The following is a 25,104-nucleotide window of genomic DNA, read 5'->3' on the forward strand; positions in this document are numbered from 1 at the left end:
TGTTATTTATTTCAAGGTAGTTGGAGATTTTTGACTTTTGATTTTTTACTTCCTACTCCTGTACCAGTGAAAAATCTATTTGCCGTTTACTCAAATCTACTTTTTTTACCCTGATCGTTACTTCATCGCCTAACTGGTATTTTTTCTTCCGGCGTTGACCGATAATCGCATAATTTTTCTCATCCAGTACATAAAAATCGTCGGTAATATCGCGTAAGCGTATCATTCCCTCACATTTATTTTCAATGATTTCCACATACATGCCCCATTCCGTAACGCCGGATATAATACCGGTATAGGTTTGGCCGATGTTGTTTTCCAGGAACTCGGCCTGTTTGTATTTTACCGAAGCCCGTTCCGCATCGGCGGCTTTCTTTTCCATTTGTGAAGCGTGGATGCACATTTTCTCGTATTCATCGGCATTCACAGACTTACCTCCGTTCAGGTAATGTTGCAGCAGGCGGTGAGCCAGCACATCCGGGTAACGGCGGATGGGAGAAGTGAAATGTGTATAATAATCAAAGGCCAGTCCGTAATGGCTGCTTTTTTTAGTGGTGTAAATGGCCTTGGCCATAGAGCGGATGGCCAGTTGGGTTAACACATTTTGCTCTTTTTTACCTTCCACATCTTCCATCAGGTTGTTGAGTGAACGGGCAATTTCACGGTCTGATTTGGTGCTGATCTTATACCCGAACATCGATGCGAATTGTGCGAAGCTGGATAAAGTTTGTTCGTTCGGCGCATCGTGCGAGCGGTAAACAAAGGTGAACTTTTGCTTTCCCTTGCCTTTTTTGGCCACAAATTCAGCGACTTTCCGGTTAGCCAGCAACATAAAATCTTCAATCAGCTTATGTGCATCCTTACGCTCCTTCACGTATACGCCGATGGGCTTTCCACTGGCATCAAGCCTGAATTTTACTTCAACCGATTCAAAGCTGATAGCGCCGTTTTTAAACTTGCGGTCACGTAGTTTATAGGCCAGGTCGTTCAGTATCAGCATTTCGGTGCTGTATTCGCCGCTGCGATCTTCAATAAGCTGTTGGGCGTCCTCGTAGCTAAAGCGTTTGTCAGAATGGATAACGGTTTTACCGAACCATTCGTGGATAATATGTGCATCCTTGTCTAATTCAAAAATAGCCGAAAAGCATAGTTTATCCTCATTAGGTCGCAGGGAGCATAAGCCGTTCGAGAGCCGTTCCGGCAGCATCGGGATGACACGGTCTACCAGGTAAACCGAAGTACCCCGCTCTTCAGCCTCCTTATCTAAGGCCGAGCCAGGTTTTACATAATAAGATACATCGGCGATATGGATACCCACTTCGTAGTTGCCGTTATCAAGTGTTTTGAAGGATATCGCATCGTCAAAGTCCTTGGCATCTTCCGGGTCGATGGTAAAGGTAAGCGTATTCCGCATATCCCGGCGGTTACCGATTTCGCTGGCCGGGATGGCTTCGGGGATGGCATCGGCTTCCTGTTCAACTTCGTTAGGAAATGCCAGCGGAAAACCGTAATCGGCCAGAATGGCGTTCATTTCGGTATTGTTCTCACCTTGTCGGCCTAAGGCGTGGGTGATTCTCCCGATAGGATTTTTGGCACCTTCCGGCCAGTCGATAATTTCGGCTACCGCTTTGTCATTGTCATTGGCTCCGTTTAAATCATTAAGCGGAATGAAAATATCGTGCAACATTTTCCGGTCGTCCGGGATAAGGAAAGCATATTTGTTAGAGAGCTTGACAATACCGGTAAAGGTCATTTTTGCCCGGCTGATGATCTCTACAACCTCACCTTCCTTGCGGCGGCCCTTATTTTTTGCATAGGCATACACTTTCACCACATCGCCATGCAGGGCATTGCGAAGTTTGCGGGGTGCTACATAAATATCCTGTTCAAATTCATCATCGGGTACAATATAGGCCGAGCCATCGGCGGTCATGTCCACCTTACCGGTGATGAAATTTTTAAGCTCTTTGAGCTGAAATTTGCCTTTTTCGGCTTCCCTGAGCTTTCCGGTTCGGCTTTCTTCCTGTAAAATTTCGAGAATCGTTTTACGGGATTCGGGGTCGTTCAGGTTAAGCTGTGCTGAAACCTGTTTATAGTTGAGCGGCCGGTTACCCGATTTTTCAAAGACATCGCTGATAAGCTGAGTCAGAACGTGTTTAACGGGATTGGCTTTCTTTTTTGACATTCATTAATATTTTGGCTAAAGATACTAACAATAAGGGGAGGGATAAAGTTTAATGTGAGGCTAAAGGAAGGTGAAAGGTTTAAGGCGGAAGGTTTAAGGCATAAGGTAGCTAATGGTTCATAGTTCATGGCTTATAGTCCGTAAGTCGGGAAGGTCGGGAAAGACCGGAAGCTTACTCCCTCCCTTGCGCCACCGCTAAAGCTAAGGCGGCACGCGGTTGGGAGCCGGGGTGGGCCAAGCAAGAGACAAGACAAGGAGCAGAAATTACTCTCCTTCCGCCAGCCGGCGGAGGGTTGGGGGTGAGGCCTAACAACAAAAGTGTGAACGTATTTCAGATAAAGAAACCTATCAATGCCACGCCAACGCCACCTAACACCGCTATCAGTTTACGGCGGTTAAAATGATGGTCTACGCTCGATTCAAACAGTATTGTGGTAGAGATATGCAGAAAAATACCGATAACAATCCCCATCATCTTATCAAAATAAGCGCTGATACCAATGGACGTGGTATGACTTATCACCGAGCTGCTCACGTAACCCAGCGGAGCCATCAGGGCAAAAACAAGCAGCAATATGATAATAACATTCTTTCGTACATGATTTTGCAGCAGCACACTGGCCAGTGCAAAAGCGGCAGGAATATGATGTAAGGCAATACCAAAAACCAGCTCATTCTGATGCCCTTCTGCAATGGGCATACCTTCCAGGAAAGCATGAAGACACAAGCTCAGCATAATTCCCCAGGGAAATGCAACCCGGTCATGCTCATGGGCATGCACGTGGCCGTGCTCTATACCATGCGATAGCTGCTCCAGGACAACCTGGAACAAAAAACCACCCAGCACATATAAACCAATATTCGGGTCGTTACTTCTGAACACATCAGGCATTAGATGCAAGGCCGTAATAGCAAACAAATAAGCGCCGCTGAACGATAAAAGCAGCTTCAGATCGCGGGTAGCATCTTTCCTGAAAAAAAAGATAGATATGCCGCCCAGAAAACAACTGCCAAACAATACAATTAATTGCCAGTATTCCATTTATTTTCGCCTATTGCAGCCAGAAAAATTGTGCCGGTCAAATAACCGATAATTGAACCGATAATAGCGCCTGCCGTTACATCTACCGGGAAATGTACACCGACATATACCTGTGCAAAACTCACGATGAACGCCCAGCCCAGGGCCAGCGGCGTTATCCATTTCCACTTTTTAGAAAATACGGTAACCAGAAAAACCGCTATACCAAAATGGTTGGTGGCATGCGAGGACGGAAAGCTAAACCCCGAACCGCAACTCACTACCGAGTTTACCATTACCTTCAACGTAGGGTCATTGCATGGACGCAGCCGTTCTACCGCATGTTTAACAAAACCGGCGCTAAACATATCCGTAAAGGCAAACGTAAGCAGCATAAACAGAATGAGCATATACCCCCGCTGTCCGTAATTCCGTATAAAAAATATGATCAGGAACAAGTACAAGGGCGTCCAGAAAAAGCGGTTGCGCAGTAAAGGCATCAGCCAATCAAAAAACGGGTTGGATAACCCATGATTGATGGCGAAAAACAATTGATGATCAAATTTCAGTAGTGCTTCAAGCATGTGTTTTTTTACATATAAAAATCAGTCGGTCAGATTGGTCAGGTTCATAAGCATTCAACGCATAATCGCCAAAATAATCCTGCACATAAAAACCACTTAGTTCAAACAGCTCCGTAAAATCGGCCATAGAAAATGCCGCCACCTCTTCCTTAAAGGCAAAATCCTTATTACGATGCTCAAAAGATATGGTTTTTATGATCTTTCCGCCGGTTACTTTTTTAGTGATATAGAAATCAATTCCTTCAATAGTCTTGGTCTCCTGCGGAGACAGGTTTTTAACTATTTTTTGCGTATTAAAATAGTCCAGCACCAAAACACCATCCGGCTTTAAAGCCTTCCTGAATGCCTTTAATGCATTGATATGGTCCTTTTTAGTATCAAAATACCCAAAGCTGGTGAACAGGTTAAACGCAAAATCAAAGTAATTGATATAAAACAAACGCCGCATATCATGCACAAAAAAGTGCAGGTGCTTATTTTCAAATTGCCGGGCATACGTAACGTTGGCAACCGAGAGGTCAATACCAACCGTATCATACCCCTTTTTATTCAGGTAAACCGCATGCCTGCCGCGTCCGCAGGCAATATCAAGCAGCCTGGCATCGGCATCAGGTTTCAGGTAGGCGCACAAATTATCAATAAAATATTCCGCCTCAGCGTCATCACGCTGATTATACAGAATATGATAATAAGGCGAATTAAACCAATTCTGAAACCATTTACGCGACATATCCAAAAAAGTAATCGCTGCAAATATATGGATTAGCCCGTAGGGTTTATGAGGTAAGCTTGCGCTTTTTTTATAATTTTACCGCTCACAAAATTCATTTCAGGTGACATTAATTAAATCAATTTCAGGAATCCGCGGTACCATAGGAGGTACTCCCGGCAACGGCTTAACGCCCGTAGACATTGTTAAATTTACTTCGGCTTTCGGAAACTGGGTTATCAAAAAATCCGGAAAGAAAAAAATTGTGGTAGGCCGCGATGCCCGTATATCCGGCGAGATGGTTAAAAACCTGGTGATAGGTACCTTACAAAGCATCGGTATTGATGTTATAGACCTCGATTTGTCCACAACACCAACAGTAGAAATTGCCGTGCCCGGCGAAAGTGCCGGCGGAGGCATTATTCTTACCGCCAGCCATAACCCCAAACAATGGAATGCGCTCAAGCTGCTTAATGCGAACGGGGAGTTTATCAGCGATGCCGACGGTAAGGAAGTGCTGGCCCTGGCCGAAGATACCGAAATAGAATTTGCAGATGTAAACAGCCTTGGAAAAGTAACCGCTAACAACACCTACCTGCAAAAACATATCGACCATATTCTCAGCCTGAAACTGGTAGATGTAGATGCCATTAAAAAAGCTAATTTCAAAGTAGCCATCGATTGCGTAAACTCCACAGGCGGCATTTTTGTACCGGCCTTGCTCCGGGCGCTTGGCGTTACTGTTATCCACCAATTATATTGTACGCCCGATGGCCAGTTTCCGCACAACCCCGAGCCCCTGCCCGAAAACCTGGTGGCATTATCGCAGGAAGTGGTGAAGCAAAAAGCAGATTTAGGTATCGCCGTCGACCCGGACGTTGACCGTTTATGCTTTGTTTGCGAAGACGGCTCTATGTTTGGCGAAGAATATACACTGGTGGCCGTTGCCGATTACGTATTAAGCCATACGCCCGGCAATACCGTTTCAAACCTGTCGTCAACACGTGCTTTACGCGATGTAACCGAGCGCAGCGGCAACACCTACAATGCCGCCGCCGTGGGCGAAGTGAACGTGGTTAACAAAATGAAGGAAACCAATGCCGTCATCGGTGGTGAAGGCAACGGCGGTGTTATTTACCCCGAATCACATTACGGTCGCGATGCGCTGGTGGGTATTGCCCTGTTTTTAACCCACCTGGCTAAGTCGGGCAAAAGCATCCTGAACCTGCGCAAAAGCTATCCCGATTACTTTATTTCAAAAAACAAAATCACCCTGACCGAAGGCATGGATATAGACGGCCTGCTGAAGGCGGTAGAAGAAAAATATAAAAACCAGCCTTATTCTACCATAGACGGCCTGAAAATTGAGTTCGACAAAGAGTGGGTGCACCTGCGCCGTTCCAATACAGAGCCCATTATACGCATCTATTCCGAGTCGGCCTCAGAAACCACGGCAAACCACCTGGCCAACAAAATCATTGCCGATATCAAAGAAGTGTTGGGCAAGCAGTAAAAAATTTGTTTTTATGAAAAGCAAAACCTTTGCTGCTTAGCTTCCGGTAGTCCGGCTGTCCGCTCATACGCCTGCGAGCCTGCCCCGATACCTCGTGGGGCATTACGCACAAGGCTGGTATCCGCTTCCATCCGGTTTAGATAGGTCGGGGCAGTGCTGTAAACCGTACCGCAGACAGCGTTCTGAACGCTGTCTGCGGTAATAGTGAAACCTATAAACCTGAGTTCGATTAATAATCCTGCTCAAAACAGGTTTAACAAAGATTGCTTCGCCCTATCGTCCTCGTCCCGAGGCTTCGCATAGGCGTCAAGTTAAGAGCTCAAAAGCCCTTGCCGTCCGCCCCGAGTACTCGGGGGATCCGGAATCTCCTAAATAGCAGCATAAGCGCCGCTTTACTCCCGAAGTCTCGGGATGAATCAAGTTCAGGGTGACGGGGTTCCGGGCTTTTTAGCTCTGTCTGTGCTGACACTTCACTTACTGCTTTTTTATCAATAACTATATAAATATCAATAAATTACAGTAAATCCCTGAAATTATCTTGACGCCTATGCGATACTTCGGGAAAGGGCTGGAATTGTGCGTTGGAATGAAACAATCTGTGCATAATCAAACAAATATTAAATATTAATCGAACTCAGGTTGTAAAGTTTTGCAACAGAGAAGCCCGCAAATCTACTCACCGCCTGGCTTAAGTTTTAGCAATAAATAATTTTGCCGGTGTGTGCGTTCACATTGATATTTTAATATATTTGTGTTCGCACACGCAACTGTATTTTTATGAAACCCGAACTGGAAATTCCTTATATAGACTCACCGGATAATGCTCAGGCGGTATCAACAGCGCTGGATGAGCAGCCCCGTCAGACATTGAATTATGCGCCCTGGGCAGCGGCATATCCCTACAAGCCCGAAGTATCTTTTGCCATTGCTTACGGCGATTCGGCTGTCTATCTTAAATTTTACGTATCAGAAAATGCTACCCAGGCCTTGTATACCCGCATTAATGAGCCGGTATATAAAGATAGCTGTGTAGAGTTTTTCGTAGCATTTGATAATGAGGATAATTACTATAATTTTGAATTTAATTGTGCGGGCAATTGCCTGGCAGGGTTTGGCGCAGGCAGAGATGCCCGCACCCTGTTGCCGGTAAACATTATAAAGCAAATCAAGACAGAAACAAGCATGGCTACCCAAAATACAGATACCGGCGCACCTATCAGGTGGCAGCTCACAGTGGTGATACCATTCGAAGCGTTTCATTATCATCATATTATTTCATTAGAAAACCAGACCTGCCGGGCTAACTTCTATAAATGTGGCGATGATTTGCCTCAGCCGCATTTTCTAAGCTGGAACAATATTGAAACCGCACAGCCCGATTTTCACCGCCCCGAATTTTTTGGGAAAGTAGTATTCAAGCAAAATCAATATCATCTTAATTAATATATGAAATCTGCTAACATTCAGCATTCCCAAGCCTCAGAGCAGGGATTTAAAGGGCTAAATCCCATTGTTATTATTGGGGCATTGTTCTTCGTTTTTGGGTTTATTACCTGGATAAACAGTATTTTAATTCCATACCTGGAAATGGCCTGCGAACTGACACCGTCGCAAGCGGTTCTGGTAACATTTGCATCGTATATCGCTTATGCGGTCATGGCGTTTCCATCCTCATGGATATTGTCAAAAACCGGGTTTAAACGCGGTATGATTGTCGGGCTGATGGTTATGGCGGTAGGTGCGCTGGTATTTATTCCCGCAGCCATGAGCAGGACGTTCGGTTTGTTTTTAACCGGTTTGTTTATTATGGGTACAGGTATGGCCCTTCTGCAAACCGCATCTAATCCGTATATTACCATATTAGGCCCCATAGAAAGTGCTGCCAAACGTATCAGCGTAATGGGTATCTGTAATAAAACGGCAGGCGCTATCGCCCCATTAATTATGGGAACGCTGCTGTTAGACGGTATGGATAAATTTAAAAACCTTACGGGATTGCCTGTAGCCGAAAAAGAAGTTTTGCTGGGTGAGCTGGCCTCTAAAATCATTTATCCATATATTGTAATTGCCCTCGGCTTTGTCATTCTGGCTATTGTGATCCGCTATTCTTCTTTACCCGATATTAAAAATGAAGCTGATGTAGCTAATGCCGATGATAATGATGAGCAACCTGTAGTTGCACGCAGCAGAGATTCCATATTTTCTTACCCTTATTTATGGATAGGGTTTGCAACTATTTTCCTGTATGTAGGCGTAGAGGTTATTGCCGGCGATATTACACCGCTGTACGCTCATAACTTTTTTAATATCCCGTTAGATACCGCTAAGCATTATACTACCTATACCATGCTGGGTATGCTGGCAGGTTATTTACTGGGAATTCTTTTGATCCCGAAAGTTATCAAACAGGAAACCGCATTGAAAATTTCAGCCCTGTTGGGTATTCTATTATCATTAGGTGTGATCTATGCACCCGGACATAGTTCTGTATTATTGTTGGCCTTACTGGGATTTGCCAATGCCCAGATGTGGCCTGCTATCTGGCCGTTAAGTATTCATGGTTTAGGCCGTTTTCTGAAAACCGGCTCGGCATTATTGATCGTGGGTATTGCAGGCGGAGCTATTATGCCACGGATATGGGCTACTATTGCAGAGTCAACCGGTATGCAGCAGGCATTCTGGCTGCTGGTGCCTTGTTACCTGTTTATATTTTATTTTGCCACCTGGGGACATAAGGTGGGGGCTAAGCAGAAGTAGGTATCTGGTAAAAGTTTAAAAAGTTAAAAGGAGCGACACCCATAGTGTTGTTCCTTTTCTTTTATATAATCATTCAGAAATTTTACGTTGTTGCCTGAGTTTCTGTTTGAGTTTCGCCTATATTTACGTTCCAATTAATCAATAAATAATGAAAAGAATTTTTAAGGCAGCTTTTGTTTTAATGCTGTTGTTGTATACAGGCGTGTATGCGCAAACTCCTTCAAAAGAGAACTGGACAAAGAGATCGGCCCGGAAATGGGTGAAATCCGGTGAATGGAAGAACGGCCTGAAGCTGAACGTATATAGTGATGTGGATGCTGAAGAATTTGCCCGGCAATATCATGCAAATAAGGTTTGGTGGGATAAAGCCTTTGCTTATTTAAGAGATAACGATTTGGCTAACCTGCCTAACGGAAAGGTTCAGCTGGATGGCGATGATGTAACGGTTTCGGTTACTGAATCGGCTACCAAACCCTTTGAGAAAACCGGGTGGGAATCGCATCGTAAGTTTATTGACCTGCAATATATTGTACGTGGCAAGGAAGGTATTATTGCTGCCGATACGGCAAAGCTAACCGTAACAGACCCGTATAATGAGAAAAAAGATGTTGCGCATTATGCAGGCGATGGCAAAAAGTACATTGCCGAGCCAGGCACATTTTACCTGTTCTTTCCCGCCGATGCCCACCGGCCGGTAATTCATGTGGATGGTTATGATGTGGTGAAGAAGGTGGTGATTAAGATACGGTATACAGGTATGAAGTAAAAAGTTTGATAGCGCTAAGCTCCTGCTTAGTGCTATTACTTAAAAGCCTCATGGATTTAAGGTACAACGCAGACAGCGTTTTAAAAGTTGTCAAAATTAAATCAAAATTAAATAAGCACTGCCCCCGGCCAAACTAAACTCCGATTGCAGTGTATACCGGCCTGTGGCTAAGGCTTCGTGCAGCGGATAGCCGGACTACTACCGGAACCGGTATATACAAGCTCTGCTTTTCTAATTAAACCTGTAAAAAGCCTGGATAGACCCGTATTGGTGCGGCTTTGCGGGGCTTTTAATCTCTTTGGTCTTAAAGATAAAAGATAGGTCGAGTGTCCAGCGCCTGGAGGAATATGTGGCGCCTATCTGTTGCGAGAATACCAGTGGCTTGGCGGAATAAGTAACGGGCCCCTTGTCGCTGCGGAAAAGTCCGCCGCTCAGTGTAGCATCGTAAGCAACGACGTGCAGCATAGGCTGGGCATAAAAAAAGAACTCGTTAGCGACTTTTGTGCTGTTATCTTGCGTAATTCTGCTATTTGTAGATGCCGAATTGAATAAAGGATTGCTATCGCCCAGGCGCAGCAACAGACCGGCTCCCGTCCCCGAAAATGTTGTGCCGGCGTTTGCATACGTGTTCAGCGTGATATCGGCAGTGCGGTTGGCAGTACGGCCGAGTAGGCGCAGGTAGCTTACCGAGGGATTCACTCCAAACTCATTTTTAACCTGGTATTGCCACCCGTTAAGCTGATAAAATCCGAAGGTACGGTGCATGAGTTTTTGGGCTTCTTCACCGAGTGCCGCAGGGCCGATCATACCTAATTGCAAGGATGCCTGTATAACCTGTTCTGATTTAAAGAACCAGCTGATGCTGCCGCCCGCGTATAAATAACCCGCGAATGGCCGGTCAACCTGGCTGATATCAGTGACATAACCCGATTCTGGGTTATACATTTTCTGGCCGGCTTCTATCTGTCCGGTTCTTTTTGCCAGCTTACCTAATGTATCGGTTTTTAAGACATGCCGGAAATAGATGAACAAACCGTTGGTATAATAGCGATCCTGCCCCTGGGCCAGGTAAGAATCGTTATCGCTTCTGAACCCGAACTCGTTTTTATATTGGGCAGAAAGGGGAAAAGCCGTTAATAAAAAAGCTCCGGTAGCCAACAACCGGAGCGCATATTTTTTTAAGGTGTTGATCATAAAAGCCGTACAGGGAAGATAAACGCTTGCAATGAAGCTTTGTTATATCGCCAGCCTGCTATCTTTGGTTGTTTCAAAATGTATGCTCAGATCCTGGGCATTTTTAACCCGGTGTTTGGTTAGCGCCAGCTCAATCACTTCCCGCATTTCGGTTACGTAATGGAAAGTAAGGTCTTTGATATAGCTTTCTTTAATTTCCAGTATATCTTTCCGGTTGCTTTTGCACAGGATGATCTCTTTAATGTTGGCACGTTTTGCCGCCAGTATTTTTTCTTTGATTCCACCTACCGGAAGCACTTTACCACGCAGGGTAATTTCGCCGGTCATGGCAAGGTGCTCCTTTACTTTGCGTTGTGTAAAGGCCGATGTTAAGGCAGTGAGCATAGTGATACCAGCCGATGGGCCGTCTTTGGGAGTTGCTCCTGCAGGAACGTGAATATGAACATCCCAATGGTCAAAAAGCTGGTAGTCGATACCGAAATCTGCTGCATGCGCACGTAAATAGGCCAGGGCAATGGTGGCCGATTCTTTCATCACGTCGCCAAGGTTACCGGTTAGCGTGAGCTTGCCTTTGCCGGGACTTAAACTGGCTTCGATAAAGAGGATATCGCCGCCTACCTGTGTCCACGCCAGCCCCGTAACTACGCCGGCCACATCGTTGCCTTCGTATAGATCCTTATCAAAAATATGCGGGCCTAATATGTTCTCTACATCGGCTTTGCTGAGAGCGGGGTTGTATTCCTGCTCCATCGCGATCTTTGTGGCTACTCCACGTACCAGCGAACCGATTTTTTTCTCCAGTCCGCGTACGCCGGATTCGCGGGTATAATCTTCAATTATTTTTTCAATTACCGGAGCCTTCAGGGTAATATCCTTAGCTTTTAACCCATGCTGCTCACGCTGTTTGGGTAGCAGGTATTGTTTGGCGATCTCAACCTTTTCTTCGATGGTATAACCGTTAACCTCTATAATTTCCATACGGTCTAACAGGGCGGGCTGTATGGTGCTTAGTGAGTTGGCTGTGGCAATGAACATTACGTTAGAAAGGTCGTAATCCATTTCTACGTAGTGGTCGTAAAACGAGTTGTTTTGCTCAGGGTCGAGCACTTCGAGCAGGGCAGAAGACGGGTCTCCGCGGAAATCGCTGCCAACCTTATCAATTTCATCGAGCACAAATACGGGGTTAGAGGTACCAGCCTTTTTTAGCGACTGGATGATGCGGCCGGGCATTGCCCCGATATAGGTTTTACGGTGTCCGCGAATTTCGGCTTCATCGCGTATGCCGCCAAGGGCCATGCGTACGTATCTGCGTCCAAGCGCTTTGGCTATAGATTTACCCAGCGAAGTTTTTCCGACTCCGGGAGGGCCAACCAGGCACAGAATGGGCGCCTTCATGTCTTTTTTGAGCTTTAAAACGGCCAGATACTCAATAATGCGCTGCTTTACCTTTTCAAGCCCGTAATGATCTTTATCCAGTATGCGCTGGCCCCGTTTCAGGTCGAAATTATCTTTGGTAAACTCATTCCAGGGTAGCTCAAGCAATAAATCAAGGTACCCGATTTGCACTGAATAATCGGCTGCAGCCGGGTTCATTCTGGCTAATTTCTCTACTTCTTTCTGGAAATGATCGCCAACTTCTTTTGACCACTTTTTTGCTTTGGCCCGTTGCTTCAGGTTTTCAATTTCCAGGTCGGGCGTGTTGCCACCCAGCTCTTCCTGTATGGTTTTTAGCTGCTGATTCAGGAAGTAATCGCGTTGCTGTTTGTCTAAATCGGTGCGTACCTTGCTTTGTATCTGGTTTTTAAGTTCTACCATTTGAAGCTCGGTAGTTAAATGCTCCAGCACCATTTTTGCACGGTCGCGGGGATTGGCAATTTCAAGCAATTGTTGCTTTACAGGCACCTCGGCATTCATGTTCGACGAGATGAAATTGATCAGGAAGCTGGTGCTTTCAATATTTTTAATGGCTATACCGGCTTCGCTGGGAATATGCGGCGAAAGATGGATAATTTGCATGGCCATCTCTTTGATAGAGGCAACCATAGCCTTATATTCTTTATCTTCTTTCACCGTATCCTCTTCAAAACGGGTAACGGTGGCTTTGATATAGGGTTCGGACTGGACTTCCTGGTTGAGGCGGAACCGTTTCTTACCCTGAATGATAACGGTGGTGCTGCCATCGGGCATTTGCAGCATTTTTATAATAAGCGCTACGGTTCCAACTTTATGGAGCTGGTCAAAGGTTGGGTCTTCAATGGCTACATCGCTTTGTGAAACTACGCCAATAATGCGGTCGCCCTTATACGCATCTTTGATCAGTTTAATGGATTTATCCCGTCCAACGGTGATAGGAATAACTACACCGGGAAATAAAACCGTATTACGGAGAGGTAAAATTGACAGTATTTCGGGTGTCTGCTCATTATTCATTTCGTCTTCATCTTCCTGCGACATCAGCGGGAAGAATTCGGTATCTTCATTAACAACAGGTATTGCCTGGGTAAAGTCGAACGGCTCTTTATTCATGTATTTAAATATCCTTAACGGTCATAATGGCAGCAATATCGCCGGCCTGCATCTATTTAATTGACAAAGCTGATTGTCGCAAGGCTTGTGCCAATGTTTGGCATCTGTTAAAAAGTCAGCCAGAGGGCAGTTGGTTTGAGGCATGCGGTGTATCCAAAAGACTCCCTGGAGAGATTCAGAGTGATTAATTGATTAATTGTTGTATTGTTTAATTGTTTAATTGTTGTATTGCTGTATTGTTTAATTGTTGTATTGTTACCTGTTATGTGTTACGTGTTATGCGCCTCGTAACCCATAACCTACAACTCATAACACGTTTTCTGCTTCCGGCCTTCTACCTAAAACGTACTACGTAAAACTTATAACATACAACCATGAGCTATCCATTATGCAGCACGAAGACATTCTCCATTCTCCACTGTCCACTGTCCACTATCCACTATCCACTATCCACTATCCACTATTAAAATTTAAACATACTAACATAGTTATATTATTATTTCAAATTACTATTTTGCCATGATATTTTTCGCTCGATCATTATTATTTTTTATTAATATATCTGTGCAAATACAGTGGGTTAAAAGGTTGTTGTGGGTTTGCCTGCTTAGCGCTTTTTATAGTAATGTAAGTGCTCAAAACGCCTCAAATAAGGGAAAAGATTTCTGGCTGGGATATGGTAGTCATGTGCGGGGCTATGACAATGGCACACAGAGAATGATATTATACATCACCTCTGATGTAAATACCACGGGGAAAATTCAGGTACAGGATTCTATAGCTTCATTTGCAGTGACGGCTAATTCTATTACCCAGGTTGAGGTACCACAGTCTGCTTTCCTGGATAGCTGGGGCCTGTCGGATAAAGGCATCCATGTTACCGCTGAAAAACCGGTGGTGGTTTATGCCCATATTTATAACGAAAATGTATCGGGCGCTACGTTGGTTTTGCCGGTAAATACGCTGGGTAAAGATTATTATTCGCTTAATTATGAGCAGGTTTCCAATGAGCCTAACGCGTTTTCATATTTTTTTATTGTAGCAGTAGAAGATAATACCCAGGTAGAAATAACGCCAACGGCCGGGAATCAGAATAAGCTTCCGGTTGGTAAGCCAAAAATTATTTCGTTAAATAAAGGGCAGGTTTACCAGGTGCTGGGTGATAGTACAGAAAAGGTACAAATTGGTAAAGATCAGAATGACAGGCCGGTGTATAAATACTTAGGAACGGATCTGACGGGTACGAGAATACGTTCTGTAAGTACTACCAATGAAGTTTGTAAACGGATAGCTGTTTTCTCGGGAAGCGGAAAAATTGCCATTGGTTGCGGACCCGGTTTAAACAATAGCGGAAGTGCTGATAATTTATTTCAGCAGGTTTATCCCACAGCCGCCTGGGGCAGAACGTTTGTTACGGTTCCACTCAAATCACGCAATTACGATATCTACCGTATTGTAAAAAGTTCGCCCGATGCCGTGGTGACCTTGAATGGCTCGCCGGTAACATTTACCAACGATTTGTATTATGAGTTTAAAAGTCAGCAGGTAAATTATATACAGGCTGATAAACCTATACAGGTTATTCAGTATGCGGTTACCCAAAGTAAAGGCCTGAATTGTGTTGACGTTGCCGAAACGGCCGGTGACCCGGAGATGATCTTCCTGAATCCGCTGGAGCAAACGCTCAATAAAATTACAATGTATTCTACCAGCCTGTACAAAATTATAAATCATTTTATTAATGTGGTCATCCCGACACAGGCCGTAGCTACTTTCAGATTAGACGGAGCTGATGTATCGGCGCAATTTAAACCGCTGCAAGACAAGCCGGATTATTCGTATGCGCAGTTATCCGTTCGGGAAGGAGTGCACACCTTATCGGCTTCTGAGGGTTTTAATGCCATAGCGTATGGTTTTGGCCAATACGAATCATACGGATACGCGGCCGGGGCAAACCTGGTAGCCAAAGGTATTGAAGCAGAGGATATCGCCAGTAATAAAATTGCAACTTCCGGTTGTGTTGGCATTTCTTACCGGCTTAAAATTTCCCTGCCTTTTGAAGCAGTTAAGCTAAAACTGGATATGGGCGATGGCCGGCCTGCAGCTGATGTTCCGATAAACCTGTTATCATCATACCAGGAAAATAATACGACTATTTATGTGTATGACCTTGCAACAAACATTTCATCCGATACGGCTAAAACGTATCATATCAAGGTGCTTGCCGATAAATCACAATCAGATGGCTGTGGGTCAACGGAAGAGTTTGATATGGATTTTGATGTTTATCAACTGCCAACTACATCGTTTTCGGCGGATAAGCAGTTGATATGCCTGGGCACAACCGTGAAGTTTACCGATACGAGCAACCCTAACGGGATGCCTATTTCAAAATGGTTGTGGGATTTCGGCGATCCGGCTTCGGGAGCAGATAATACATCAACCTTGCAAAATCCTTCGCATACCTATACGGCTCCGGGCGATTACCCGGTAAACCTGGTCACTGAAGGTGCAACGGGTTGCACTTCGCTGGCTATTCAGCCGTTAATGATCCATGTTGCGAAAATCCCCAAAGCCGCATTCTCTTACCCGGACAAAGCCTGCGAAAGGCAGCCGGGGCTTTTCACAGACCAGTCATCTCCCGAAGAGGGAACGATACAAAAGTGGCTCTGGGACTTTGGAGATGGAACAACCGAAGAACGGGCGTCGGGCGAGCCGTTTACATATACCTATGTAAACAGTGGCACGTACACGGTTACGCTGAAGGTACAAACCGATAAAGGCTGCCAGAGCGATGTTTATACAGCAACCATTGTAGTTCGTCCTTCGCCCGTAGTTGATTTCTCGTTACCGGATGCCTGCTCGTCCGATGTGGCAACGTTTGGAAATTTAACAACCATCAGCGACCATAGTGAGCTGAATTACCTGTGGGATTTTGGTGATCCGGCATCGGGGGCTGCAAACACTTCACCTACTAAAGACGCTTCGCATCTTTATACATCATCAGGAACCTACACGTTAAAGCTTACGGTAACTTCTAAATATGGTTGCTCCGTATCTGTTGAAAAACAGTTCCAGATCAATGGCGATAAAATTAAACCCGATTTTGAAATAGCAGGCGATATGCTTTGCAGTAACGAAGCAGTTTCGTTTATCAATAAATCTACCGTAGATTTCGGTAAAATAACTAAGATCGAACTGTATTTTGATGCGGATAACCCGGCCGATAAGCTGGAAATTCCCAATCCGCAACCCGATCAGGTATTCACTCACTTTTACCCTAATGTGCATACCGTAACACCTAAGGAATACCGGGTGAAGATGAAAGCTTATTCGGGAACATTATGCAGTAGTGAAACCGACTGGCGTGTGATCAAAGTGAAAGGCGTGCCTGAAATTAAGCTCAAGCCGGTTTCAGTGTGTGAAGATGCCGAACCGTTTCAACCTGAGGTAACTGAACGTTATGGATTTACCGCGGCAAGCAAAGCGTTTACTATTGATGATAAGGCCTCAGACGGACTGTTTAATCCGGGTAAAGTGGGCTTAGGAAAGCATAAAGTAACCTGTACATTTACGGCAACCAACGGCTGTTCGGCAAAAGACAGCACCTGGATCACTGTTGATTCCGTTCCTGTTGTGCAAACCGAAAAAACGGCTTATATACTTGCCGGTGGCGAGGTTCAGCTGAAAACAGAAGCAACAGGCAGTGGCCTGAAATATCAATGGTCGCCGGCTGCCGGTTTAAGCAGCGATAATGCCGCTCAACCCATTGCCTCGCCCAACCAGGATACGGAATATACCGTTACCGTAACATCCGATGCAGGTTGTGTGGCATCAGATCGCGTTTTAGTGAAGGTGATAGACCGGCCGGTTATCCCCAATGCGTTTAGTCCGAATGGTGATGGCGTTAACGATACCTGGGCCATTAAATACCTGGATACCTGGACGCATGCTACCATCCAGATCTATAACCGTTATGGTCAGCAGGTATTCCAGTCGGGACAATATAATACTCCCTGGGATGGCCGGTTTAAAAATCAGGATGTACCCGTTGGCGTATATTATTATGTGATTGAACCCAATAACGGGCAGAAACGATGTGTTGGCTCAGTGACCTTATTGCGATGAAAAAATATATCCTCACATTTGGTTTACTGATACTGCTGTTGCAACGCAATGCAGCACAGCAGAAGCCGCACTATTCGCAGTATGTGCAGAATATGGCTGTGCTGAACCCGGCCGTAACCGGTATGTATAAATCGGTGAGTCTGAAAGCCGGTTTTCGCAACCAATGGATCGGATTGGAAAGCGCCCCGAAGACCAGCTATTTAACCATAAGCACTCCCGTTAATTTTAGCGGCGATTTTTCCGGTTCCGGCTCGGCGGAATATGGCATTGAAACACCCGCAACACGGTCGGATAAAGATGGTTACCTGTCATCATTGTCTCACCACGGTATTGGCCTGGTGTTACTGAATGATAAAACCGGTGCGTTAACGCGTACCACTGCCGATATAACGTATGCTTATCATATTAATATTAATGATGTAGCGAACCTGGCGGTGGGTGTAGGTGGTGGTGTAAACCGCGTGAATGTGGATATGGCCTCATTAACTTTTGACGACCCGAACGAACCGCTTGCCGCACAAAGTGCTGCATTAACCCGCTGGACTCCTGATCTGAATGCCGGGTTTCACTTTTATACGGCTTCATTCTACTTAGGAGGTGTTGTGCAGCAGGTGCTGAACCGTACCTTGTCATTCAATGCTGATTATACAACAGGTAAAGAAGTGCCGCATTATTTTATCATGTCCGGCTGCCGGTTTTGGGTGAAGGAAGATTTTTCATTCAGTCCCTCGGTAACCATTAAGTACATCAGGCCACTGCCTCTTGCTTACGATTTAAACCTCCGGCTGGCTTACCGCAATAATTTCTGGATAGGAGGCAGCTACCGCAAGCACGATGCTTATTCGGCCATGTTTGGTTTTGAGATAGCCAAAATGGTTAATGTAGGTTACGCGTACGATTATACTACATCAGCTTTGCAAAAAGTGTCATCGGGTACACACGAAATTGTATTGGGGATAGATTTTTAGGTTCATGGCTGATGGTTCATAGTTCATAGTTCATAGTCGGGAAAGACCGGAAGCGTACTCCCCTCCCTTTGGCCAAAGGACTCCTATATGGAGGAGAGAAGTTGGAGTGGGTTACTGAATACATATTAATTTCAAAGGATGGGGTGAGCTGTAAAAGAAGGTTTTCCGGTACTCTGATAATCTCCTCAAGATGTGCAAAGCTGTAAAAATGTGGAAAAATAATTGCCTGTTTGATGTTTAAATGGCTTTTTTTTAATAAAAAAAGGCTCTACATTAGATTTATCAAACATTTCGAACATTAACAAAAAATAAAAAGGAGTAACTAAAATGGCAAAAATTGAAAAATTTAATGAGCTTAAAGCTCTGATTTTGGGTTTAGAGGCAGACGCTGACAAATTTTACAACAAAGGTAACAGCGCCGCAGGTACACGTGTAAGGAAAGGTTTGCAGGATGCAAAAAATCTTGCCCAGGCTATCCGGCTGGAAATTCAGGCGGCAAAAAACAGTAAATAACTAACCATAACGGTATTAACAAGGGGGAAGCACGATAAAGTGCTTCCCCCTTGTTGTTTTATGAGTTTGTGTTTCAATGTTATTTTATGTGAATGGAGCGAAACAATTTATCTCATAAGGCCTTCCAACCACCTGGGTGAATAGAAAAGGGGATAAATATTTTGAGCCAGTCAATATTTCACTATCCTGTACGTATTAGCTTTACTGCCTGTTAGCTTTAACAGGTAAACCCCTGCCGGATAGTTCTGTATCCATACCGTAAGTTCTCCTTCTGTTGGTGGTATTGCTACGGTTTGCAATATCTTTCCGCTGAGGTTTGCTAATGTTAAAAAGTCATACCTGCCTGCTTCAAACGTTACGGTTAGCTTGTCTGTTGCAGGGTTCGGGTAAAGCTGAAGGCTCAAGGCCGAAAGCTCAAAGCGTACGGTCCGGGTGCCTAACTCGGTGGTTTTGCCATCCTTATCTACCTGTACCAGTTGGTAATAGTTGTTGCCGTTTAAGGGATTTTTATCTGTAAAGGTATATTGTTGGGGCGAATAATCATTCGCCCGTATAGCCGCAGGCTGCGAGCCAATTTTTATAAATTCGCCATCATCGCCACTGCGGTAAATAATAAAACCTTTGCTGTTGGTTTCTGATGCCGTTTGCCATTGCAGGTTTGCGTAATCGCCTTCGGCTTTTACTGTAAAATTAAGTAGAGCTACGGGGAGAGTTTGCGGGTCGCCCTGGTACTCGTAAGCGCCTATATCTATAATACCGCTATCATTGTATTTATATACCCTGGTATTGCCGGCAAGGTCTTTGGTGCTGGCATCTAAACCTGTGTAAAGGCTGTTATTCCCCATATTTATGGCAGGACTGGTAGCCTGCAAGGTGTAATCGCCGTTAGCAGGATCGGTAAACAGTGGGTCAGCATCCAGGTTGTTGCCGTTGTTAGTACCGAAATCGCTTTGCCAGGCGCTACTGCCGCCACTGCCCTGTATCAAACTGTTGGCATATACCGGCGTACTGCTACTGCCGTTATAGACATTATTGACGCTGTTGTCTGATTTTTTATTGCCCCATACTATGCTGTTGTAGAGTTTAGGCGAAGAAGAATAATAATTAGCTATCCCGCCACCGTAATAATCAGTCGTATTGCCCGAAATGGTCACGTTGATCAGCAAAGGGGATGATGAGGAATTATTGACCATTCCGCCTCCATTAATAGCCTTATTGTTCGAGATGGTGACGTTGGTAAACGTTGGGGAAGAAGAATAATTAGCCACTCCACCACCGGAATTATTAGTCATATTGCCTGAAATGGTCACGTTGGTCAGCTTCGGCGAAGAAAAATCATTATACATCCCCCCACCAGAATTTTGGCGAATGGTTTTCCCGTTAATGGTTATAGAGCTGCTGCCATCCGCTTTACCGCCGGTAAGGGTAAAACCGTCCAGAAGGGCCTTTTCCACATCGCCTGCGGAAAGTATCACGTGGTAAGCATTGTTACCATTAATGGTGCCATTGGCATCGTCGTTGCTGTCTATATCACTGCTCAGGATGCTGGCGTTGGCGGTAATACTCAAGTCGCGGCCGGCAAGGGTGCTTTCTGTGCCGGCAAAACCTCCGTAGAGCTGTACGTTCTTAACCATCAGGAAAGTTACGTCACGGTTTGTTTCTACATCATTAGTAACAGGGTTTACACTGGGTTTATAGGTTCCCTTTGCCACGTAGATCTTTAAAGGATTACCAGCATCCCAAAGGGCATTGTCTTTATTGGCCTGCGCCCATTGCAGGGCGATAGCAAGGCTGGCAGGATTGCTCCAGGAGGAACCATCGCCTGTTGCGCTTTCTTTTACGTAGATGATGTTGTTGGTAGCGGTATGAATAACCTGTACGGTATTACCGTCCTGGTATTCGTAAGCCCCTATATCTACGGTATTATTGCGCACACGGGTACTACCGGCAAGGTCTGTGTTAAGGGTAAGGTAACTGTTGCTGCCCGTATTAATAGCAGGGCTGGTATTCTGCAGGGTATAATCGCCGTTGGCTGCATTGGTAAACCGCGGATCGGCATCCCGGTTGTTACCGTTGTTGGTCCCGAATCTGCTCCAACCGCTGCTGCTGCCCTGTATAATGCTGTAGGCATATACAGGGGTACTACTGTCATTATAGATGTTATCAATGCTGCTGTCTGTTTTTTTGTTGCCCCATACTATGCTGTTGTAGAATTTGGGCGAAGAAGAATAAAAATTATACATCCCACCGCCAGAAACAGCCGTATTGCCCGAAATGGTCACGTTGGTCAGCAAAGGGGATGATGATGAATTATTATACATCCCGCCGCCAGAAACAGCCGTATTGCCCGAAATGACTACGTTGGCCAGCGAAGGGGATGATAAATAATTATACATCCCGCCACCGTAATAATTAGCTATATTGTCCGAAATAGTCACATTGGTCAACACCGGCGATGATGATGAATTAAACATTCCGCTACCATTAGAATTGGCCATATTGCCTGAAATGGTCACATTGGCCAGCAACGGCGAAGAAGAAATATTACACATACCCCCACCAGAAGTTCGCAAAACTGATTGCCCGTTAACGGTTATAGAGCTGCTGCCATCCGCTTTACCGCCGGTAAGGGTAAAACCGTCCAGAAGGGCCTTTTCCACATCGCTTGCGGAAAGTATCACGTGGTAAGCATTGTTGCCATTAATGGTGCCATTGGCATCGTCGTTGCTGTCTAAATCACCGCTCAGGATGCTGGCGTTGGCGGTAATACTCAAGTCGCGGCCGGCAAGGGTGCTTTCTGTGCCGGCAAAACCTCCGTAGAGCTGTACGTTCTTAACCATCAGGAAAGTTACGTCACGGTTTGTTTCTACATCATTAGTTACAGGGTCTACACTGGGTTTGTAGGTTCCCTTTGCCACGTATATCTTTAAAGGATTACCGGCATCCCAAAGGGCATTGTCTTTATTGGCCTGCGCCCATTGCAGGGCGATAGCAAGGCTGGCAGGATTGCTCCAGGAGGAACCATCGCCTGTTGCGCTTTCTTTTACGTAGATAATGTGGTTGTTGGGTACTATTTGTGCCACTGCGGAGAATGCTGTTAAAACGTTGTGCAGTAAAACACTTAGCAATAGTTGGGGTAGACGTTTCATAGTTGCCTTTATTATTTAAAACACGATGTTAGTTCTAAATTTTCTTAGCTATGGATGATGATATCAATCATCGTTTACAACAGTGTAAAGATAGTTCCACCGGTATCATGCAGACGTTTGATCAATTTCAAATGATCATCCATTACCTGACACTAAAGATAGTGCTATGTTTTTAATCTGCAATGCACGGATTTTAACTTGTTGATATAGGATGACATAAACGCTGTCATATCGACGAGGTACGGGAAGATAATTGTTGATTCCCTGCATTTCCCTGATAAAGCAGTTTGGTATTAATGGAATTGTGCGACTATTGAAAAGATTTAACTTCGTTGATTTTCAATTCTCCCTGCGATCGAAATGACGCGGTGTGAATGACGGAAACAACGCAGTGTCATACAGCTATTCTGTCGCTGAGCTTCAGTAAAACATTGCACAAAAAAAGGCATCTTTCCCTCAGGAAAAGATGCCATACAAGATTTTTATCGTGAAATGTTTAGAAAGAAAAATCGTCTTCTATCGTGCTTTTTACAGGGCTTTCGTTCGAGTCGTTATACTCGTAACGTTTTTCAACAACTTCCTGGTTGTCTTTAATATATTCAACCGTTTCCTTTAGTCCTTCTGCAAATTTTTCAAAATCTTCTTTATATAAAAAGATTTTATGCTTTACAAAAACACCATCTTCCAATCTTTTTTTGCTCTCTGTAATTGTTACATAATAATCGTTAGAGCGGGTAGCTTTTACATCAAAAAAATAAGTGCGCTTGCCTGCCCTGACTTTCTTTGAAAAAACCTCTTCTCTCTCTTTGTTGTCGAAATCTCCCATAATTTGGTAAGCTAAGTTTTGGTTGCAGTAAATAAACGGATTAATTATTAAAGTTCAAAATAGAAAATGCGATAAACGCATTTTATGAGAGATTTTCCTGTTCTTCCAGCAATTGTTTTTCGTAAAGTTCGAAATAGCGGCCGCCAAGCTCAATTAAATCCTCATGTTTTCCGTGTTCAACAACTTTTCCTTCATCCAGAACCAGGATTTTGTCCGCATTTTTGATGGTCGAAATGCGATGGGCAATTAAAATGGCCGATTTTCCCGACATCACCCTGCCCAGATTATGTAAAATTTCCTCTTCGGTACGTGTGTCAACAGCCGAAAGACAATCGTCAAAAATCAGGATCTGCGGATTCGCTGCCAATGCCCGTGCAATAGAAACACGTTGCTTCTGTCCACCCGAAAGCGTGATGCCGCGTTCGCCGATAAGGGTGTCAAAGCCGTTATCAAAAGCGGCAATATTATCGTAAACGGCAGCATTGCGGGCAGCGGTCTCTATCGCTTCGCGGTCTATCTTTTCAGAGCTGAACGCGATATTATTCGCTATAGTATCCGAAAATAAAAAGACTTCCTGTGGTACAAATCCGATCTGCTTACGGTAGTTATGCAGGTTTAACGATTGGATTGGCTGGTTGTCGATGTATATTTCGCCCGATGTGGTATCGTACATGCGCATCAGCAGGTTGGCAATGGTTGATTTTCCGGATCCGGTTTTCCCGATAATAGCCAGCAACTCGCCGGGTTTCAGGTTGAACGATACATTGTCGAGCGCTTTTATACCTGTATCGGGATAAACAAAGCTGACATTTCTGAACTCGATATATCCTTGTATGGTGTGCGCATTGACAGCAGGCGATACAATTTCGGGCTTGGTATGCAAAAACTCGTTAATGCGCTTTTGCGATGCCGATGCCCGTTGAATTAGTGACGTGATCCAGCCCAATGATATCACCGGAAAGGTCAGCTGGTTAAGATAAACAATAAATTCGGCAATATTTCCGGCTGTGAGACTGCCGTTTATCACTTCGGTGCCGCCTACATAGATCGTTATGATCGTGCTGATTCCCACCAATAACATCATTAACGGGAAAAAGAGTGCCTGAACTTTTACCAGGGCCATTGAGTTATGCCGGTATTCATCGCTCTCATGCCTGAATTTACTGCGACTGTCGCTTTCGCGAACGTACGATTTTATCACACGAATCCCTGAAAAGGTTTCCTGGACAAAGCTGGAAAGATTTGAAAGCTGTTGCTGAATGCGCTCGCTGCGATAATTGATTATCCCGTTTACGTAATAAATAGCAAAGACCAGTATGGGCATAGGCAGTAAACAGAATACGGCCAGCCGGACGTTTACGCTGAACATGGCGTAAATTACCAGAATAAACAGCACGCTGGTGTTAATGGTGTACATGATTGCAGGACCCAGGTACATCCGGACACGGCTTACATCTTCGGTTACCCGGTTCATGAGGTCACCGGTATTATTGCGCCTGAAAAAGGCCATTGAAAGTTGCTGGTAATGTCCGTAAATTTCGTTTTTAAGGTCATACTCAATATGCCGCGACATCAGGATGATGGTCTGACGCATAAAAAACAGGAATAGCCCCCGTATAATGGATAACAGCAATACAACAGCGCCGAAAAAAAACAGGCTGTAGCCAAAGGTCTGATAAACCAGTTGCTGCCTACTAAAACCGTCAAACAAGCGGTACAGGCTGATATTTTCTTTTACCAGGTCAAAGGCTAAACGAATGACCTGGGCGGGCAGTACGGCAAACAGGTTAGATACAATAACAAAGAATATACCCGGTATCAGCCGCCAGCGATATTTATACAGAAACTTATTAAGGTAAGCCAGGTCTTTCATTCGGTTGGTAAAATTAGCTTTTTTTATAGCAGTAGTTATGTGATTTATGAATTATGATTTTAGAGTTACGATATGAGAAGGGCTTATGGGTTATGGTTCATAGCTTATAGTCGGGAAGTCAGAAAAGACCGAAAGTAATCTTTAATAATGGACAATGGATAGTTGACAACTGACAATGTGTGCATGGTTCAGCTCCCCTCTTCCGCCAGTTGGCGGAGCTGGGAGAGAGGCCAAGCAAGAACATAGATGTAAGAAACGAGATGAATAGCACAGTTTTACCCCCTCTCCTTTGGAGAGGGTTGGGGTGAGGCTTTAAACAACAAATACACAACCCTGTATAAATTATAAATTTTAGTACTTTTGTGCCCAAGCCGTATCCATCATAATAAAAA

The 25,104-nt window shown here is 44.7% G+C and carries 16 protein-coding genes; 7 read left to right on the top strand and 9 right to left on the bottom strand.

Going from position 1 to position 25,104, the window contains the following annotated elements:
- Positions 1 to 52 precede the first annotated feature (52 nt).
- The 4 genes from rnr to FW774_RS13640 all read right to left on the bottom strand — a co-directional run bounded on the left by rnr (position 53) and on the right by FW774_RS13640 (position 4,520).
- Entirely contained in the window at positions 53 to 2,185 is a 2,133-nt protein-coding gene (gene rnr, locus FW774_RS13625; RefSeq protein ID WP_149348759.1) for a ribonuclease R, read from the bottom strand.
- Positions 2,186 to 2,516: 331 nt separating this feature from the next.
- Positions 2,517 to 3,227, bottom strand: coding sequence for a ZIP family metal transporter (locus FW774_RS13630; protein WP_149348760.1), 711 nt, complete (start codon positions 3,225 to 3,227; stop codon positions 2,517 to 2,519).
- A complete protein-coding gene (locus FW774_RS13635; RefSeq protein ID WP_149348761.1) occupies positions 3,209 to 3,790 on the bottom strand; it encodes a phosphatase PAP2 family protein in 582 nt (193 codons plus the stop codon). Before FW774_RS13635 ends, FW774_RS13630 begins: the two co-directional genes overlap by 19 nt.
- Positions 3,783 to 4,520 (bottom strand): class I SAM-dependent methyltransferase, encoded by a 738-nt coding sequence (locus FW774_RS13640; protein ID WP_149348762.1) that lies wholly within the window; start codon positions 4,518 to 4,520, stop codon positions 3,783 to 3,785. Before FW774_RS13640 ends, FW774_RS13635 begins: the two co-directional genes overlap by 8 nt.
- A gap of 103 nt (positions 4,521 to 4,623) precedes the next feature.
- Here FW774_RS13640 and glmM point away from each other — a divergent pair, with 103 nt between their 5' ends.
- The 4 genes from glmM to FW774_RS13660 all read left to right on the top strand — a co-directional run bounded on the left by glmM (position 4,624) and on the right by FW774_RS13660 (position 9,535).
- Entirely contained in the window at positions 4,624 to 6,012 is a 1,389-nt protein-coding gene (gene glmM / locus FW774_RS13645; RefSeq protein ID WP_149348763.1) for a phosphoglucosamine mutase, read from the top strand.
- 777 nt (positions 6,013 to 6,789) lie between these two features.
- The gene (locus tag FW774_RS13650) at positions 6,790 to 7,455 is read left to right on the top strand and encodes a carbohydrate-binding family 9-like protein (RefSeq protein ID WP_149348764.1); all 666 of its coding nucleotides are present in this window, start codon (positions 6,790 to 6,792) and stop codon (positions 7,453 to 7,455) included.
- A 3-nt stretch (positions 7,456 to 7,458) separates the two neighbouring features.
- Positions 7,459 to 8,769, top strand: coding sequence for a sugar MFS transporter (locus FW774_RS13655; RefSeq protein WP_149348765.1), 1,311 nt, complete (start codon positions 7,459 to 7,461; stop codon positions 8,767 to 8,769).
- 148 nt (positions 8,770 to 8,917) lie between these two features.
- Entirely contained in the window at positions 8,918 to 9,535 is a 618-nt protein-coding gene (locus tag FW774_RS13660) for a YhcH/YjgK/YiaL family protein (protein WP_149348766.1), read from the top strand.
- Positions 9,536 to 9,766: 231 nt separating this feature from the next.
- On the opposite strand, the gene FW774_RS13665 is transcribed toward FW774_RS13660, so the two are convergent.
- Together FW774_RS13665 and lon are read right to left on the bottom strand one after the other, a co-directional pair.
- The gene (locus FW774_RS13665; protein ID WP_149348767.1) at positions 9,767 to 10,729 is read right to left on the bottom strand and encodes a lipid A deacylase LpxR family protein; all 963 of its coding nucleotides are present in this window, start codon (positions 10,727 to 10,729) and stop codon (positions 9,767 to 9,769) included.
- A gap of 42 nt (positions 10,730 to 10,771) precedes the next feature.
- Positions 10,772 to 13,255 (bottom strand): endopeptidase La, encoded by a 2,484-nt coding sequence (gene lon, locus FW774_RS13670; protein ID WP_149348768.1) that lies wholly within the window; start codon positions 13,253 to 13,255, stop codon positions 10,772 to 10,774.
- Positions 13,256 to 13,819: 564 nt separating this feature from the next.
- Between lon and FW774_RS13675 the strand changes: the two genes are divergently transcribed.
- From FW774_RS13675 to FW774_RS13685, 3 genes are all read left to right on the top strand, one after another.
- On the top strand, positions 13,820 to 17,383 hold the full coding sequence (locus tag FW774_RS13675; protein ID WP_187774902.1) for a PKD domain-containing protein: 3,564 nt from the start codon (positions 13,820 to 13,822) through the stop codon (positions 17,381 to 17,383).
- Positions 17,380 to 18,351 (top strand): type IX secretion system membrane protein PorP/SprF, encoded by a 972-nt coding sequence (locus tag FW774_RS13680; RefSeq protein WP_149348770.1) that lies wholly within the window; start codon positions 17,380 to 17,382, stop codon positions 18,349 to 18,351. The genes FW774_RS13675 and FW774_RS13680 overlap by 4 nt, the downstream gene beginning before the upstream one ends.
- A 327-nt stretch (positions 18,352 to 18,678) precedes the next feature.
- A complete protein-coding gene (locus tag FW774_RS13685) occupies positions 18,679 to 18,864 on the top strand; it encodes a histone H1 (RefSeq protein WP_149348771.1) in 186 nt (61 codons plus the stop codon).
- Between the two features lie 170 nt (positions 18,865 to 19,034).
- Here the strand turns inward: FW774_RS13685 and FW774_RS13690 are convergent, their stop codons facing one another.
- The 3 genes from FW774_RS13690 to FW774_RS13700 form a co-directional block, all read right to left on the bottom strand.
- The gene (locus FW774_RS13690; RefSeq protein ID WP_149348772.1) at positions 19,035 to 22,013 is read right to left on the bottom strand and encodes a choice-of-anchor Q domain-containing protein; all 2,979 of its coding nucleotides are present in this window, start codon (positions 22,011 to 22,013) and stop codon (positions 19,035 to 19,037) included.
- A 496-nt stretch (positions 22,014 to 22,509) separates the two neighbouring features.
- Positions 22,510 to 22,839: a DUF3276 family protein gene (locus tag FW774_RS13695; protein ID WP_149348773.1), complete on the bottom strand. Its 330-nt coding sequence runs from the start codon at positions 22,837 to 22,839 to the stop codon at positions 22,510 to 22,512.
- An 82-nt stretch (positions 22,840 to 22,921) separates the two neighbouring features.
- The gene (locus FW774_RS13700) at positions 22,922 to 24,712 is read right to left on the bottom strand and encodes an ABC transporter ATP-binding protein (RefSeq protein WP_149348774.1); all 1,791 of its coding nucleotides are present in this window, start codon (positions 24,710 to 24,712) and stop codon (positions 22,922 to 22,924) included.
- Positions 24,713 to 25,104: the final 392 nt, after the last annotated feature.

Origin of the sequence: Pedobacter sp. BS3, from assembly GCF_008274585.1 — a bacterium.
In the GTDB taxonomy this organism is placed as follows: Bacteria; Bacteroidota; Bacteroidia; order Sphingobacteriales; family Sphingobacteriaceae; genus Hufsiella_A.

What these genes read in the sequence shown, in the direction of transcription:
- rnr (WP_149348759.1), bottom strand. Translation starts at nt 2,185, where the DNA reads ATGTCAAAAAAGAAAGCCAATCCCGTTAAACACGTTCTGACTCAGCTT.
- FW774_RS13630 (WP_149348760.1), bottom strand. Translation starts at nt 3,227, where the DNA reads ATGGAATACTGGCAATTAATTGTATTGTTTGGCAGTTGTTTTCTGGGC.
- FW774_RS13635 (WP_149348761.1), bottom strand. Translation starts at nt 3,790, where the DNA reads ATGCTTGAAGCACTACTGAAATTTGATCATCAATTGTTTTTCGCCATC.
- FW774_RS13640 (WP_149348762.1), bottom strand. Translation starts at nt 4,520, where the DNA reads ATGTCGCGTAAATGGTTTCAGAATTGGTTTAATTCGCCTTATTATCAT.
- FW774_RS13650 (WP_149348764.1), top strand. Translation starts at nt 6,790, where the DNA reads ATGAAACCCGAACTGGAAATTCCTTATATAGACTCACCGGATAATGCT.
- FW774_RS13655 (WP_149348765.1), top strand. Translation starts at nt 7,459, where the DNA reads ATGAAATCTGCTAACATTCAGCATTCCCAAGCCTCAGAGCAGGGATTT.
- FW774_RS13660 (WP_149348766.1), top strand. Translation starts at nt 8,918, where the DNA reads ATGAAAAGAATTTTTAAGGCAGCTTTTGTTTTAATGCTGTTGTTGTAT.
- FW774_RS13665 (WP_149348767.1), bottom strand. Translation starts at nt 10,729, where the DNA reads ATGATCAACACCTTAAAAAAATATGCGCTCCGGTTGTTGGCTACCGGA.
- lon (WP_149348768.1), bottom strand. Translation starts at nt 13,255, where the DNA reads ATGAATAAAGAGCCGTTCGACTTTACCCAGGCAATACCTGTTGTTAAT.
- FW774_RS13680 (WP_149348770.1), top strand. Translation starts at nt 17,380, where the DNA reads ATGAAAAAATATATCCTCACATTTGGTTTACTGATACTGCTGTTGCAA.
- FW774_RS13685 (WP_149348771.1), top strand. Translation starts at nt 18,679, where the DNA reads ATGGCAAAAATTGAAAAATTTAATGAGCTTAAAGCTCTGATTTTGGGT.
- FW774_RS13690 (WP_149348772.1), bottom strand. Translation starts at nt 22,013, where the DNA reads ATGAAACGTCTACCCCAACTATTGCTAAGTGTTTTACTGCACAACGTT.
- FW774_RS13695 (WP_149348773.1), bottom strand. Translation starts at nt 22,839, where the DNA reads ATGGGAGATTTCGACAACAAAGAGAGAGAAGAGGTTTTTTCAAAGAAA.
- FW774_RS13700 (WP_149348774.1), bottom strand. Translation starts at nt 24,712, where the DNA reads ATGAAAGACCTGGCTTACCTTAATAAGTTTCTGTATAAATATCGCTGG.